The 14,097-nt window shown below is 72.2% G+C and carries 12 protein-coding genes and 1 pseudogene; 9 read left to right on the top strand and 4 right to left on the bottom strand.

The window, feature by feature from the left end:
- Positions 1-164: 164 nt before the first annotated feature.
- Together AB0I66_RS06805 and AB0I66_RS06800 are read left to right on the top strand one after the other, a co-directional pair.
- A complete protein-coding gene (locus tag AB0I66_RS06805; RefSeq protein WP_363206713.1) occupies positions 165-1,040 on the top strand; it encodes an ABC transporter ATP-binding protein in 876 nt (291 codons plus the stop codon).
- A complete protein-coding gene (locus AB0I66_RS06800) occupies positions 1,037-1,885 on the top strand; it encodes an ABC transporter permease (protein WP_363206601.1) in 849 nt (282 codons plus the stop codon). Before AB0I66_RS06805 ends, AB0I66_RS06800 begins: the two co-directional genes overlap by 4 nt.
- A gap of 106 nt (positions 1,886-1,991) precedes the next feature.
- On the opposite strand, the gene AB0I66_RS06795 is transcribed toward AB0I66_RS06800, so the two are convergent.
- A complete protein-coding gene (locus AB0I66_RS06795) occupies positions 1,992-2,396 on the bottom strand; it encodes a CoA-binding protein (protein WP_363206600.1) in 405 nt (134 codons plus the stop codon).
- A 38-nt stretch (positions 2,397-2,434) separates the two neighbouring features.
- Positions 2,435-3,010: a TerD family protein gene (locus AB0I66_RS06790; protein ID WP_363206712.1), complete on the bottom strand. Its 576-nt coding sequence runs from the start codon at positions 3,008-3,010 to the stop codon at positions 2,435-2,437.
- A gap of 185 nt (positions 3,011-3,195) precedes the next feature.
- On the opposite strand from AB0I66_RS06790, the gene AB0I66_RS06785 reads away from it, so the two are divergent.
- Positions 3,196-3,873: a transcriptional regulator gene (locus AB0I66_RS06785; RefSeq protein ID WP_363206599.1), complete on the top strand. Its 678-nt coding sequence runs from the start codon at positions 3,196-3,198 to the stop codon at positions 3,871-3,873.
- A gap of 30 nt (positions 3,874-3,903) precedes the next feature.
- Here AB0I66_RS06785 and AB0I66_RS06780 read toward each other — a convergent pair whose 3' ends face one another.
- A complete protein-coding gene (locus tag AB0I66_RS06780) occupies positions 3,904-4,548 on the bottom strand; it encodes a TetR/AcrR family transcriptional regulator C-terminal domain-containing protein (RefSeq protein ID WP_363206598.1) in 645 nt (214 codons plus the stop codon).
- Positions 4,549-4,696: 148 nt separating this feature from the next.
- On the opposite strand from AB0I66_RS06780, the gene AB0I66_RS06775 reads away from it, so the two are divergent.
- Positions 4,697-6,145, top strand: coding sequence for an APC family permease (locus tag AB0I66_RS06775; RefSeq protein ID WP_363206597.1), 1,449 nt, complete (start codon positions 4,697-4,699; stop codon positions 6,143-6,145).
- A 17-nt stretch (positions 6,146-6,162) separates the two neighbouring features.
- The gene (locus AB0I66_RS06770; RefSeq protein ID WP_363206596.1) at positions 6,163-7,791 is read left to right on the top strand and encodes an amidohydrolase; all 1,629 of its coding nucleotides are present in this window, start codon (positions 6,163-6,165) and stop codon (positions 7,789-7,791) included.
- Here the strand turns inward: AB0I66_RS06770 and AB0I66_RS06765 are convergent.
- Positions 7,766-8,434 carry a 4'-phosphopantetheinyl transferase superfamily protein gene (locus AB0I66_RS06765; protein ID WP_363206711.1) on the bottom strand — a complete coding sequence of 223 codons (669 nt, stop codon included), beginning with the start codon at positions 8,432-8,434 and terminating at the stop codon, positions 7,766-7,768. The two genes, AB0I66_RS06770 and AB0I66_RS06765, sit on opposite strands and share 26 nt — an antisense overlap.
- A 112-nt stretch (positions 8,435-8,546) precedes the next feature.
- Between AB0I66_RS06765 and AB0I66_RS06760 the strand changes: the two genes are divergently transcribed.
- The 4 genes and pseudogenes from AB0I66_RS06760 (at position 8,547) to AB0I66_RS06745 (ending at position 14,090) form a co-directional block, all read left to right on the top strand.
- A complete protein-coding gene (locus AB0I66_RS06760) occupies positions 8,547-9,173 on the top strand; it encodes a YigZ family protein (protein ID WP_363206595.1) in 627 nt (208 codons plus the stop codon).
- Between the two features lie 57 nt (positions 9,174-9,230).
- Positions 9,231-11,588, top strand: coding sequence for an FHA domain-containing protein (locus tag AB0I66_RS06755; RefSeq protein ID WP_363206594.1), 2,358 nt, complete (start codon positions 9,231-9,233; stop codon positions 11,586-11,588).
- Positions 11,589-11,658: 70 nt separating this feature from the next.
- Positions 11,659-12,129, top strand: a pseudogene (locus AB0I66_RS06750) (hypothetical protein); the annotation flags it as partial.
- Positions 12,130-13,067: 938 nt separating this feature from the next.
- Complete coding sequence (locus AB0I66_RS06745; protein ID WP_363206593.1) at positions 13,068-14,090, top strand: serine/threonine-protein kinase; 1,023 nt, start codon at positions 13,068-13,070, stop codon at positions 14,088-14,090.
- Positions 14,091-14,097 lie beyond the last annotated feature (7 nt).

Here is a 14,097-nt window from a genome sequence, read left to right as displayed (position 1 = left end):
TTGCAATGAACCCGCGTAATTCCTGATGTGGACCGGCTGTTCGTCCAGTTATTCATTGAAGGCCCCTTGAACGCAACGTAGCTTCGCCGATATCTGCACGGACACGGGGAGGAGTTGAGGTGACGACGAGCGAGGACGTCGTGCTCGATGTCGAGGGGCTGCGCATGCGCTACGGAACGGCCTACGTCCTGCGCGACGTGACGTTCCGGGCGCGGCACGGCGAAGTGCTCGCCCTGCTCGGGCCGAACGGGGCGGGCAAGACCACCACCATCGAGATCATGGAAGGGTTCCGGATGCGCTCGGCGGGCCGGGTCCAGGTGCTCGGAACGGACCCGGCGCTCGGCACGGAGGCATGGCGTGCGCGCATCGGGGTCGTCCTGCAGTCCTGGCGCGACCACGGCAAGTGGCGGGTGCGGGAGCTGCTCGCGCACCTCGGGACGTATTACGCGCCCTACTCCACCGGCACCATCAGGCGGCCGTGGGAGACCGATGAACTCATGGCCGCGGTGGGCCTGACCGCGCACGCGGGAAAGAAGATCAAGACACTGTCCGGCGGGCAGCGGCGCAGGCTCGACGTGGCGATCGGCATCGTGGGCCGTCCCGAACTGCTGTTCCTGGACGAGCCCACCGCGGGCTTCGACCCGGAGGCCCGGCAGGAGTTCCACGCACTGGTCCGCCGCCTCGCCGACGGGCACCGGACCACGGTCCTGCTCACCACGCACGACCTGGACGAGGCGGGCAAGCTGGCCGACCGCATGATGATCCTCTCCGGGGGACGGATCGTCGCGGACGGTTCACCGGAGGACCTGGCCCGGCGGATCGCGGGGGAGGACGAGGTGCGCTGGACGTGCGGCGGGCGGCGCTTCGTGAAGACGACGACCGAATCGACTGCGTTCGTCCGTGGGCTGTTCCACGAGTACGGCGACGCGGTGGGCGAACTGGAGGTCCGCAGGGCCTCGTTGCAGGACACCTACCTGGCGCTCGTACGGCGCCAGGGCGAGGCCGAGACGCGCGAGACCGCGAAGGGGGCGGCCCGGTGAACGCGACGAGTGTGGCCCTCCGGGCGGGCTGGGCCCGTGGCCTGATCGAACTGCGGCAGTCGTTCACCAACGGCGGCGACGTGCTCTCCCACCTGCTGTGGCCGGTCCTGATGCTGACCGTCCTGTTCTTCATGCGGGACACGGCCTTCGGCGCGAGCGGACTCCTGCTCGGCACCCTGGCCCTGCCGAGCATCCTCGGCATGAACGCGGCGATGGGCATGGTCAGCATGAGCCAGGCGCTCACCGCCGAGCGCGAGGACGGCACCCTGCTGCGGGCCAAGGCCACGCCGAACGGGATGCCGGGCTATCTCATCGGCAAGGTCGTCTCCGTGGCCGGCGGTCTGCTCGCCGACCTCGCGCTCCTGCTGATCCCGGGCATCCTGATCGTGGAGGGTCTCGCGGTCGGCGGCCCCGGCTCGTGGCTGACGCTGGCCTGGGTGCTCGCCCTCGGCATGGTCGCGACGCTGCCCATCGGCGCGGTCCTCGGCTCGGTGTTCACCAGCGCGCGCAGCCAGGGGCTCATCCAGCTGCCGATCCTCGGCATGATCGCGATCTCCGGCATCTTCTACCCGGTCACCGCCCTGCCGGACTGGCTGCAATGGGTCGCCCAGGTGTTCCCCATCTACTGGCTCGGCCTCGGCATGCGCTCGGCCCTGCTCCCGGACAGCGCGGCCGGCATCGAGTTCGCCGCGTCCTGGCGGCCCTTGGAGACGGCCGGAGTGCTGGGGGCGTGGGCCGTGCTCGGCCTGCTGGTGGCCCCGGTCGTGCTGCGCCGGATGGCACGCAGGGAGTCCGGTTCCGGCGTCGCGGAGCGCCGGGAAAGAGCACTGCGCAGAATCGGCTGAGGAGTGCGGCGCCCCGAAGGGGCGCGGGGAAACCGCGTGCCCAACTCCCACCGGGCCGCAGGAACCCACGGCCCGGCGCACGGTCCCCGCCCCCCCCAGCGGAGCGCTACAGCATCGGGAGTTCGATCGCCGGGCAGCGGTCCATCACCATTTCGAGGCCCGCTGCCCGAGTCCGCTCGTACGCCGCCTCGTCGATCACGCCCAACTGGAACCAGACCGCCTGCGCGCCGATCGCGACGGCTTCCTCGGCGGCCTGGCCCGCGAGGGCGCTGTTGAGGAAGACGTCGACGACGTCGATCTTGAAGGGCACCGCGGAGAGGGACGGATAGCCCTGCTCGCCGTGCACCGTCTCGGCCTTCGGATGGATCGGGACGACCCGCTTCCCGTACCGCTGCAGGACGCCGGCGACCCCGTACGCCGCCCGCTCCTCGTTCGTGGACAGGCCCACGACCGCCCAGGTGTCCCCGAGTTCCGTCAGGATCTTGCGCACTGTTGCCGGATCGCCGTACACGTCCCGCTCCTTCTGTTGCCGTTCGTCAGACGCGCACGTCAGACATTCACGCCGAAGTCCGACGCGATGCCGCGCAGCCCACTGGCATAACCCTGGCCGACCGCGCGGAATTTCCACTCCGCGCCATGGCGGTAGAGCTCTCCGAAGACCATGGCGGTCTCCGTCGAGGCGTCCTCGGAGAGGTCGTAGCGGGCGATCTCCACGTTGTCGGCCTGGTTGACGACGCGGATGAAGGCGTTGCGGACCTGGCCGAAGCTCTGGCCGCGGTTCTCGGCGTCGTGGATGGAGACCGGGAAGACGATCTTCGTGATCTCGGCGGGCACCTGCGCGAGGTTCACCTTCACCGCCTCGTCGTCGCCCTCGCCCTCGCCCGTGAGGTTGTCGCCGGTGTGCTCGACCGAACCGTCGGGGCTCTTGAGCTGGTTGTAGAAGATGAAGTGCTGGTCGGAGACGACCTTCCCCGAGTCGTCGCAGAGCAGTGCGCTCGCGTCCAGGTCGTAGTCCGTGCCGGTGGTCGTGCGGACGTCCCAGCCCAGGCCGACCAGGACGGCGGTGAGGCCGGGGGCCTCCTTGCTGAGCGAGACATTGCCGCCCTTGGCCAGGGAAACTCCCACGATGTCCTCCTGAAGTCCTGAGGTGAAGTGCGTACCGGCCGTGGTCAGGGCCGGCACCTAAAAACTACAACACTGTAGAAAGAGGCGGGATGGCGTGCCCCCTCGTACCGCGTCCCGTTACGATGTGGCGCTCCGTGAGGGGCCGTCAAGAGAGCCGGTTCTGCCGAAGGCGGGAAGGACGGACGATGACACGGACCGCACAGGAGCTGCTCGACGACGTGGTGGCGCGGCTCGCGCCCGATCCGGCGGCCAACCCGCTGGTCCCACGCCTCGCGGACGGCACCGCGAATCGCTCCGCGATCACCGCTCTCGCCCTGGAACAGCACTCCGTGATCCCCGCCGACCGCCGCTCCTTCCTGCACCTGGCCGCACGCTCGGCCGACGCGGGCGAAACCGAGTGCGCGGCCTTCTTCCGCACCCTCGCCGAGGGCGAGACGCTCGCCTTCGACCGGCTCGGAGCCCTGGTCGCGGCATGCGGCGTGGACAAGTCCGGCGCCGAGGCGTACGAACCTCGGGCGGGCTGTCAGGCCTATCCGGCGTACGTGGCCTGGCTCGCCCTGAACGGCACGCCCGTCGACGTGGTCCTCGCCCTGACCGCCAACTTCGCCTCCTGGGGCGCCTATTGCGCGACGCTCGCCGACGCCCTTCCGGCGCACTACGGCTTCAGTGAGGAGGCCTGCGGGTTCTTCGCCCTGTTCGCCGAGCCCGCACCCGACCTGGAGCGGCAGGCGCTCGCCGCGGTGCGTGCGGGCATGGACCACGGTCTCGACGCGACGGGATCCGCCCTGCGCCACGGGAAGCTGCTCCAGCGCTACGAGGCGATGTTCTGGGAGACCCTCGCCGACCCGGCGCGCGGTCTCTGACCGTCGCTGTCGGCCTGCTCCGCTGTCGGGCTACTCCCCGCGCACGTCCGCCAGTTGGGCCACGAGCCCTCGGATCAGCGCGTCGAGGCCCGACGCGAAGGCGTCCTCGGCCCGCCCCGCCTTGTCGCCGCCGACGGCGCTCTCCAGGGCCGCCGCCAGGACGGGCACCCGTGGCGCGTGCCCGGCCGGGTCGATCATCATCGGCGGCGCCACGAGGTCGAGCGCCGAGCCGAGGAGGAAGGACTCGACGCTGGTCAGCGCCGCGATCAGCCGTCCCTGCGGCCAGCCGCCACGGGCCAGGGCCGCCACGACGGCCTCGTACATGCCGAGTGTGGCCGGTGAGCTGATGGTGGTGGTGGCGAGCAGGTCGATGGAGTGCGGGTGCCTGGCGAAGGCGTCGCGGTACGAACGGGCCCACGCGGCAAGGGCGTCGGGCCACGGCTGCGTGTCGAAGGCGGAGACGTCCATCTCCTCGACGATCAGACGCCGTACACCCTCGATGACCTCGGCGCGGCCGTCCAGATGGTTGTAGAGCGAGGCGGTCCGCACCCCGAGCCGTGCCGCGAGGCGGGGCAGGCTGAACGCGCCGGCCCCCTCGGCGTCGATCAGCGCGAGGGCCTCCCGCGCTATCAGATCCGCGTCGAGCACCGGTATGCGCGGTCTCCCTCTGCCCATGGCCTGCCAACTCCCGTCTCCGCGTGCGGTCTTCCCTTGATTCTTCCTGCGGACGGGGGGCTTCACAGCCGTCCGTGTGCAGAGTACGGTCCTGCCCAGCCGTAACTAAAGCCTTTAGTTTCCCCTCTCGCTGCCCGGGAGCGCCCGCGTGACCGCACCCTCCTCCCATGCCGCCAAGGGCCTCAGCGGCGGCGCCGTCGGCACCGGCGACCTCGTCTTCTTCGTCGTGGCCGCCGCGGCGCCGCTGACCGTGATGGCCGGAGTGGCCCCGCTGGCGATCGGCATGGCGGGCCGGGCGGCGCCCCTCGGTTACCTGATGTCGGGGCTGCTGCTCATCGTCTTCGCGGCCGGGTTCACGGCGATGAGCCGCTTCGTGCGCAACGCGGGCGCCTTCTACGCCTACATTGGGCGCGGGCTCGGGCGTCCCGCGGGCGCCGGGTCCGCGTACGTCGCGCTGTTCTCCTACAACGCCATCGAGGTCGGACTGCTCGTCGCCTTCGGGTGGTTCACCGAGTCCGGGTTCGAGGACCTGACCGGGGTCCGCGTGGCCTGGTGGATCTGGGCGCTCGCCGGGCTCGTCGCGATCGGCGTACTCGGGTATCTGAAGGTCAGGTTCAGCGCCAAGGTCCTCGGTGCCGCCCTGGTCCTCGAGGTCCTCGTGCTGCTCGTCCTCGAAGCCGGTCTGCTCGCGCACGGCGGTGGCCCGCGGGGCTTCGACCTCGGCATGCTCTCGCCCGCGCACCTGGACGGACCGGGAGTCGGCGGCATGTTCGTGCTCGCCGTCGGCGCGTTCGTCGGGTTCGAGGCGACGGCCATCTACGCGGAGGAGGCGCGGGAGCCCGGACGCACGGTGCCGCGCGCGACCTACATCGCGGTGGCGTTCCTCGCGCTCTTCTACACCTTCACGGTGTGGACGATCATCAGCGCGTACGGCTCCGACCGCGCCCAGGCCGTCGCCAACGGCGAGGGCGGCGCCGACATGGTCTTCGCGGCCACCGAACGGTTCGCGGGGGCCTGGGCGGCCGACTCCATGCACGTGCTGATCATCACCAGCGCCTTCGCCGCGACGCTCGCCTTCCACAACGGCGCCGCCCGCTACTTCTACGCCCTGGGCCGCGAAGGGCTGTTGCCGCGCCGCCTGGCCACCGTTTCCCCGAAGACGCGGGCACCGGTCGCGGCGGTCGTGGCGCAATCGGGGCTCGCGCTGGCCGTGGTCGTCGTGACAGTCGTCAGCGGCGCCGATCCGTACGCCGTCACCTTTCTGTGGAGCAACGGCTCCGGAATCCTCGGCGTGATGCTGATGCAGGCGCTCGCCGCGCTCGCGGTGTACGGCTTCTTCCGGCGCGACCGCAGGGGCATGCCCGTCTGGCGGGTTCTCGTGGCGCCGCTGGTCGCGTGCGCGGGCCTCGCGGTACTGATCGCCCTGGTGTGCGCCCACCTCGATCTCCTGACGGGTGCTTCGGGCGGCGTCAACGCGGCGCTGATCGCGCCGCTGCCCGTGCTGTTCGTGGCGGGAGCGGCACGGGCCCTGCGGATCCGACGGCGCGATCCGCGGGCGTACGAACGGCTGACGACAGTGGACGCGGAGAGCGCGTGACGGAGGAGCGGAACAGCATGGCGGACGAGAAGCTGACGTGGGTCTTCCTGGGGGCGGTCCGCACCGGAAGCGAGGAGCACGCGGACAGCACGGCACTCGCCGTACGCGACGGACGCGTCGTCGCGCTCGGGGACGAGGCGCGCGACCTGGCCGAAGTGGCCGACGAGGTGGTCGAGTTGGGGGACGGGCTGCTCATGCCCGCCTTCGGGGACGGCCACGCCCACCCTCTCTTCGGCGGTCTGGAGAGCTTCGGCCCGCAGATCAAGGAGCTCACCTCGGTCGCCGCGATCGTCGCGGAGGTCGGGCGGTGGGCCGCCGCGCACCCGGACACGGAGTGGATCGTCGGCGCGTCCTACGACCCCGCGCTCGCGCCCGACGGCGAGTTCGACGCCCGGTGGCTCGACGCGGCGGAGAGTGAGCGGCCCGTCGTGCTGCGGGCCCACGACTACCACACGGTGTGGTGCAACTCGGAGGCGCTGCGCAGGGCCGGGGTGCGGGAGTCGACGCCGGATCCGCGGCTCGGCTGGATCGTCCGGCGCTCCGACGGCTCGCCGATGGGCACCCTGCGCGAGTGGCACGCCTGCGACCTGGTGCTCGACCAGGTGCCCGCGCGCGAGGAGGCCGTACTGGTCGAAGCCGTGCGCCGCGCGGGCCGGGCGTACGCACGCGCGGGCATCACCTGGGTGCAGGACGCCTGGGTGGAGCCGGAGATGGTGGAGGCCTATCTCGCGGCGGCCCGGCTCGACGCGTTGAGCGTCCGCGTGGACCTGGCCCAGCGCGCCGACCCCGACCGCTGGCGCGCGCAGCGCAAGCAGTTCGACGCGGCGCGTGCGCGGGTGAGCGCCGAGGGCGGGCCGATGCTGTCCGCACGCACGGTGAAGTACTTCAGCGACGGCGTGATCGAGGGCGGTACGGCCGCCCTGCTCGACCCCTATTTGGACGCGCCGCACAGCTGCGGCATGCCCGTGTGGGAGCCGGGCGCGCTCACCGAAGCGGTGTGCGCGTTCGACGCCGACGGCTTCCAGACGCACATCCACGCCATCGGCGACGCGGGCGTACGGGCCGCGCTCGACGCGGTGGAGGCAGCGGTCCTCGCCAATCCCGCCTGGGACCGGCGGCCCGTGATCACGCACGTCCAGCTCGTCGACCCGGCCGACCTGCCGCGCTTCGCCGCGCTCGGCGTCATCGCCAACTTCGAGCCCCTGTGGGCGCAGCCCGACCCGCTCCAGACCGATCTCTCCATGCCGCGGATCGGCGCCGAACGCTCCGGCCGGCAGTACCCGATGGGGGAGCTGGCCCGCGACGGGGTGCGGCTCTCCTTCGGCAGCGACTGGCCCGTCAGTTCGTACGAGCCGCTGGAGGGCATTCAAGTCGCGGTCACCAGGCGCACGTTCGACGGCCTGCCCGAGGGCGGCTGGATCCCGCACCAGCGGCTCACCGTGGAGCAGGCGCTCGCCGCGGCCACCAGCGGTGTCGCCCGTCAAGCCGGTGCGGACGACCGCGGCGCGCTGGTGCCCGGCGCGCCCGCGGACCTGGTCAGGCTCTCCGCCGATCCGCGCGCCGTCGACCCGATGACCGTCCGGCAGGTGCGGGTCCTCGGCACCTGGCTCGGCGGGGTGCCTACCTTCCGGGCGGGGCAGGAGTGAGGGGCAGGACGATGGCGGTGACCGCCACGCCGTCGCGTATCAGCCAGTTGCCCGCGAAGCCCGTCAGCTCACGCCCCGCCACGGTCGGCCCGGGGACCAGGAGCGCCGCGCTGAACGTGCCGTCCGCGGCCAGGTCGAGGTGCGCGTCCTCGAAGCCGAGCCAGCGGCCGGTGAGCGGGAACCACGTCTTGTAGACGGATTCCTTGGCGCTGAAGAGCAGCCGGTCCCAGGGGACGTCGGGGTGCCGGACACCCAGCTCGGCGAGGGCCGCGCGTTCCGCCTCGTCCGAGACCAGCTTCAGGACGTCGGCGTCGGCGAGCGGGGCGGCCGGTTCCGCGTCGATGCCCACGGAGAGGACCTCGGAGGCGCGGGCCACGGCGGCGGCGCGGTAGCCCGCGCAGTGCGTCATGCTGCCGACGATGCCGTCGGGCCAGTGGGGCGCGCCCTTGGGCCCCGGCAGGATCGGCACGGGCGGCACTCCGAGCGCGGCCAGTGCGGTGCGGGCGCACTGCCGGACCGTGGCGAACTCGCGGCGCCGCTTGTCCACGGCCCGCGCCACGACGTCCGCCTCCTCGGGAAACAGGAAGGGATCGGCCGGATCCTCGCGGGTCTCCACGACGGTGACGGGCACGGCGGCGAGCAGCGACCCCAACACGTCAGTGGCGCCGGGGACTTGGCGTACGCGATTCGAAGGTGAGGTCACAACGGATCACCGTACCGGGGCCGCTCCCCTAGTGGGGGCCTACTCTGGCGGGATGCACGACGAGTACCGCACAGTGGCCCGCGAGGCCGTGCACGAGACCGAGATCAACCGCTCGCGCTTCCTGTGCGCCCTCGCGCCCGCGGCCACCGAGGAGGAGGCCCAGGCGTTCGTCGCGCGCATCCGCAAGGAGCACCCGTCCGCCTCGCACAACTGCTTCGCGTATGTCATCGGGGCGGACGCCGGGGTGCAGAAGGCGAGCGACGACGGGGAGCCCGGCGGCACCGCGGGGGTGCCGATGCTCCAGATGCTGCTGCGCCGTGAGATGCGGTACGTCGTCGCCGTCGTGACCCGCTACTACGGCGGGGTCAAGCTCGGCGCCGGCGGTCTGATCAGGGCCTACGGAGGCGCGGTCGGCGAGGCGCTCGACGCGGTCGGCACGCTGACCCGCAGGCGCTTCAGGGTCGCCACCGTCACGGTCGACCACCAGCGCGCGGGCAAGATCCAGAACGATCTGCGGTCGGCGGGGCGCGAGGTGCGTGACGTGCGGTACGGGGACGCGGTGACCATCGAGATCGGCCTCCCCGACGCCGACGTCGAGGCGTTCAAGGCCTGGCTGGCGGACGCGACCGCGGGCGCCGCGGTCTTCGAGCCCGGGGGAGAGGCGTACGGGGACGCCTGACGCCCGGCGAGTGCCCGAGCCCAGGCGTGGATGCGTCCGAATGGGTAGAATTCGGGCATGGGAGAGCGGTCCGCAACACCGACTGCGCCCGAACTCGTCCTGGAGACCGACACCGGCTCCACGGTGATGAGTCCGAGCCGGGACTATCACGTGGGGCGCGATCCGCTGAGCGACGTCGTCATCGACGACGCCCGCGTCTCCTGGCACCACGCCGTGCTGCACGCCGAGCGCGACCACTGGACGATCGAGGACGAGCACAGCACGAACGGCACCTACGCCGACGGGCAGCGCGTCCAGGAGTGGGACGTCGGGGCGGGCAGCGTCCTGCGCTTCGGCAGCGTCACCGACGGTCCGCGCGCGGTGCTCGTCGGCCGTACGCCGCCTCCGCCCGCCGCCCCCGAGCGCCCCTCCGCCGTCCGTACCCCCTCGGCCACCGGCACCTTCCGGCAGCCGACGACCGTGCGCCCGCTGCCCGCCCGCACCGTCCGCATCGGCCGCGCCGCCGACAACGACCTGGTCATCGACGACCTGGTCGTCTCGCGCCGCCACGCCGAGCTGCGGGTCCTCGCGGACGGCAGCTACGAGATCGTCGACCTCGGCAGCCACAACGGCACCTACCTCAACGGCCAGCCCGTCGGCCGTGCCCCGGTCGCGCCCGGGGACATCGTCGGCGTCGGCCACCGCGCGTACTGCCTCGTCGGCGACCAGCTCCAGGAGTACGTCGACACCGGCGAGGTCTCGCTCGACGTCCAGGAGCTGACCGTCGCCGTCGACCGTGGCCGCAAGACGCTCCTCGACCGGATCTCCTTCCCCGTCGGCGAGAAATGCCTGCTCGCCGTGGTCGGGCCCAGCGGCGCCGGGAAGTCCACCCTCCTCAACGCCCTCACCGGTCTGCGCCCCGCCGACGACGGCACGGTCCTCTACGACGGCCGCGACCTCTACCGCGACTACGCCGAACTCCGTCAGCGCATCGGACTCGTGCCGCAGGACGACATCCTGCACGCACAGCTCACCGTGCGACGGGCCCTCGGATACGCCGCCGAACTGCGCTTCCCGCAGGACACCGAGAAAGCGGAGCGCCGGGCCAGGGTCGACGAGGTCATCCGCGAGCTCGGCCTCGAACAGCGCGTCGACCAGCCCATCCACAGCCTCTCCGGCGGGCAGCGCAAGCGCGTGAGCGTCGCCCTCGAACTCCTGACGAAACCGTCCCTGCTCTTCCTCGACGAGCCGACGTCCGGGCTCGACCCGGGCATGGACCGCTCGGTGATGCACATGCTGCGCGGCCTCGCCGACGACGGCCGTACGGTCATCGTCGTCACGCACAGCGTGCTCAGCCTCGACGGCTGCGACCGGCTCCTCGTGCTCGCCGCGGGCGGGAAGATCGCCTACTACGGGCCTCCGAAGGACGCACTCCCGTTCTTCGGCTTCGAGGAGTGGCCCGAGGCGTTCGAGGCCTTCGAGGGGGACCGCGACCGGGACTGGGCGGCGGAGTACCGGCGTTCGCCCTTCCACCAGCGGTACATCGTCAACTCCTCGGCTCAGCCGCCGATGCCGCAGGGCGGTGCGGGGCCGGTCGCCGCGTTCGCACCGCCGCCCAAGGCGCAGAGCTGGGGTTCCCAGCTCCGGACACTGGTGCGGCGGTACGCGGCAGCGCTCGCCGCGGACCGGACGTTCCTGGCCATCATGATCGCGTTGCCGTTCGTGATGGGCGCCATGGCCCGCGCGCTGTCCGGGAGCAAGCTCACGCAGGAGACGGCGATGAACGCGCTGCTCATCCTCTGCGTGGGCGGAGTCCTGACCGGCGCGGCCAATGCCGTGCGGGAACTGGTCAAGGAGCGGGTGATCTACCGGCGTGAACGGGCCGTCGGGCTCTCCAGATCGGCGTACCTGATGTCCAAGGTCGTCGTACTGGGGACGATCACCGTCCTCCAGGCCGTCGTGCTGACCTTGGTGGCGCTGCTCGGCGTCGACCTCAACGCCCCCGGCGGCGAGGGCGTGCTGCTGCCACCCCTGGTCGAGATCACCGTGGCGGTGGCGATGCTGGCGTTCACGGCGATGATGCTGGGGCTCCTGGTCTCGGCGCTCGTGCGCAAGGAAGAAGTGACGATGCCGCTGCTCGTGCTGCTCGCCATCGTGCAGGTGGTGTTCTGCGGCGCCCTCCTGAAACTGCACGGGGTGCCCGGTGTGGAGCAACTGGCGTGGCTCGTTCCCTCGCGGTGGGCGCTGGGCGCGATGGCGGGGACGATCGGCCTCGGCAGGATCGTGCCGGGGGAGCTGACCGCCGATCCTCTCTTCCGGCACTCGGCGGGCATCTGGCTGCTCAACATGGGCATGTTGGTCGCCCTCTCGGTCGTGTTCGGCTACCTGGTGGCGCGGCTGCTGAGACGGCATGAACCCGCGGTGATGCGGAAGTAGCGAGCGGTGGGGGGCGGATTCGGGCAAGGGAGCAGGTGCAGGTGCAGGAGCAGGAGCAGGAGTGGACGACATGACCACAGCGGACTTCCGCCCCACTCACGTCGTCCCCCAGGACGGTCTTTCCGCCTGGGAGGCGCCGGACGTGAACCGCCCGACCACGCCGCTCGACGCGCTGCTGCCCGTCCAACTGGTCGACCGGCTCGGAGACTGGGCCCGGATCGTCTGCGCGAACGACTGGTCGGCCTGGGTCGACGGCCGCCTCCTGATCGCCGTACCGGCGGACCCGCCCGCCGCGGGCCACCCCCTGACCCGCACGGCGGACCCCGCCCCGCTCCTCGCCCGCGCCGAGGCGGCACTGGCCGACTTCCGCCGCGCGACGCAGGACCTGGCTGCCGGCGAGGCCGACGCCGACACCTTCCGGCAGCGGACCCGCGGACTGCGGGTGGGCGTGGTCGTGGACGGCGACGCGATGTGGCTCTACGACGCCGAGCACGAGCGGTGGGTGTACTGCGACGGGGTCCGGCTCAGCGCGTACGCGGTGGGGGAGCCCCCGAGCGTCGACGAACCGCACGGGGAGGTGGGCGGCGGCGATGGGGCGCCTGCGGGTGAGCGGGGCGAGGGTGAGAGGCCGGAGCCGACGCAGGTGGTTGGGGGTTCTCGTGAGGCGGGCCGATCCGCGAGTGGGCCGGCGGGTCCGGAGCCGACGCGGGTGGTTGGGGGTTCTCGTGAGGCGGGCGGGTCTGCGAGTGGGCGGGGCGAGGGTGCGGGCTCGGTGGCGGGTCCGGAGCCGACGCAGGTGGTTGGGGGTTCTCGTGAGGCGGGCCGATCCGTGAGTGGGTCGGCGGGTCCGGAGTCGACGCAGGTGGTCGAAGGTGCTCGTGAGGCGGACCGGGTTTCCTGGGGGCATGGCGAGAGCGGTGACGCTCCCGGGGCGGCGCCCGGCTCTCCCGAGCCGACGCAGGTGGTCGAGGTCGCGCCCGGCGCGGGGCCGGGGCCGGTGCGCGCTGCGGGCGGCGACGACAGCGAAGGGCTCACCCCTGCCTCGTACGGCGAAGTCGCCCGCCGTACCCCTGCGACGTACGGCGAAGGTCCTGTTTCCGGCCCCGCGACGGCTCGCGGCGACCGTGGCTCCGACGGCGAGGATGCCCGTCGTGCCCCTGTGGCGTTGCGGGAAGAACCTGCAGCCGCCCCTGCGACGGCTCGCGGCGACCGTGGCTCCGACGGCGAGGATGCCCGTCGTGCCCCTGTGGCGTTGCGGGAAGAACCTGCAGCCGCCCCTGCGACGGCTCGCGGCGACTCTGCCTCGTACGGCGAAGATGACCGCCGTGCCCCTGTGACGTACGGCGAAGGTCCCGTTTCCGCGCCCGCGACGGCCCGCGGCGACCCTGCCTCCGCCCCCGACCCCGCCGGCGAACCCACCCGCCGTATCCCTCCCGTCCCGGCCGACCCCGGGCCCGTGGTTCGGGGCGGTGAGGGGTGATGGGGGCCGTGTCGCGGGGTGGCTTGGTGGCGGGGGCCAGTTCTTACTCCGGGCGGGCCTCCGAGTTGGTCGGGCGGCAGATTGCCGGGTACCGGGTCGAGGGGGAGATCGGGCGTGGCGGGATGGCCGTCGTCTATCGGGCCAAGGATCTGCGCCTGGACCGGACCGTCGCCCTGAAGCTGCTCGCGCCCGAACTCGCGCGCAACGACACCTTCCGGCAGCGCTTCACGCACGAGTCACGCGTGGCCGCCGCGATCGAGCATCCGCACATCGTGCCGGTATTTGAGGCGGGGGAGACGGACGGCGTGCTGTACATCGCCATGCGGTACGTCCCCGGGCTCGACCTGCGGCATCTGCTCGACGGCTCGGGCCCCCTTCCCGTCGGCGCAGCCCTCCGCATCGCCGCCCAGGTCGCCTCCGCGCTCGACGCGGCCCACGACCACGGCCTCGTCCACCGCGACGTCAAACCCGGCAACATCCTCGTGGCCAAGGGCACGGACAGCGACCACCCGGAACACGTCTACCTCACGGACTTCGGCCTGACGAAGAAGTCGCTGTCGCTGACCGGCTTCACGACCGTCGGCCAATTCGTCGGAACCCTCGACTACGTGGCGCCGGAGCAGATCTCCGGCCGCCCCGTGGACGGCCGGTGCGACGTCTACAGCCTCGCCTGCGTCGTCCACGAGACCATGGCCGGCGGGCCGCCGTTCCAGCGCGACGACGACATGGCGCTGCTCTGGGCCCACCAGTACGACCAGCCGCCCCGCCTGACGGAGAAGCGCCCCGAGGTTCCCGCCGCCCTCGACGGCGTCCTTGCGAAGGCGCTGGCCAAGCGCCCGGAGGACCGGTACGGCTCCTGCCTGGAATTCGCGGCCGCCCTGCGCGCCGCGGCCACGGGCAGCGCGCAGGGCCATGCCCCCACACAGGTGGACCTGGGGGTCGTCGGAGCCCCCGCCGACCCGGGAGCGCCCCCAGAGCCGCCCAACTGGGCGCGCCCCGTCTTCCGGCGGCTACCCCGCTAGCCGCCCG

The sequence above is a fragment of the Streptomyces sp. NPDC050439 genome (assembly GCF_040655335.1).
In the GTDB taxonomy this organism is placed as follows: domain Bacteria; phylum Actinomycetota; class Actinomycetes; order Streptomycetales; family Streptomycetaceae; genus Streptomyces.
This window is presented reverse-complemented; position numbering and strand designations above follow the sequence as displayed.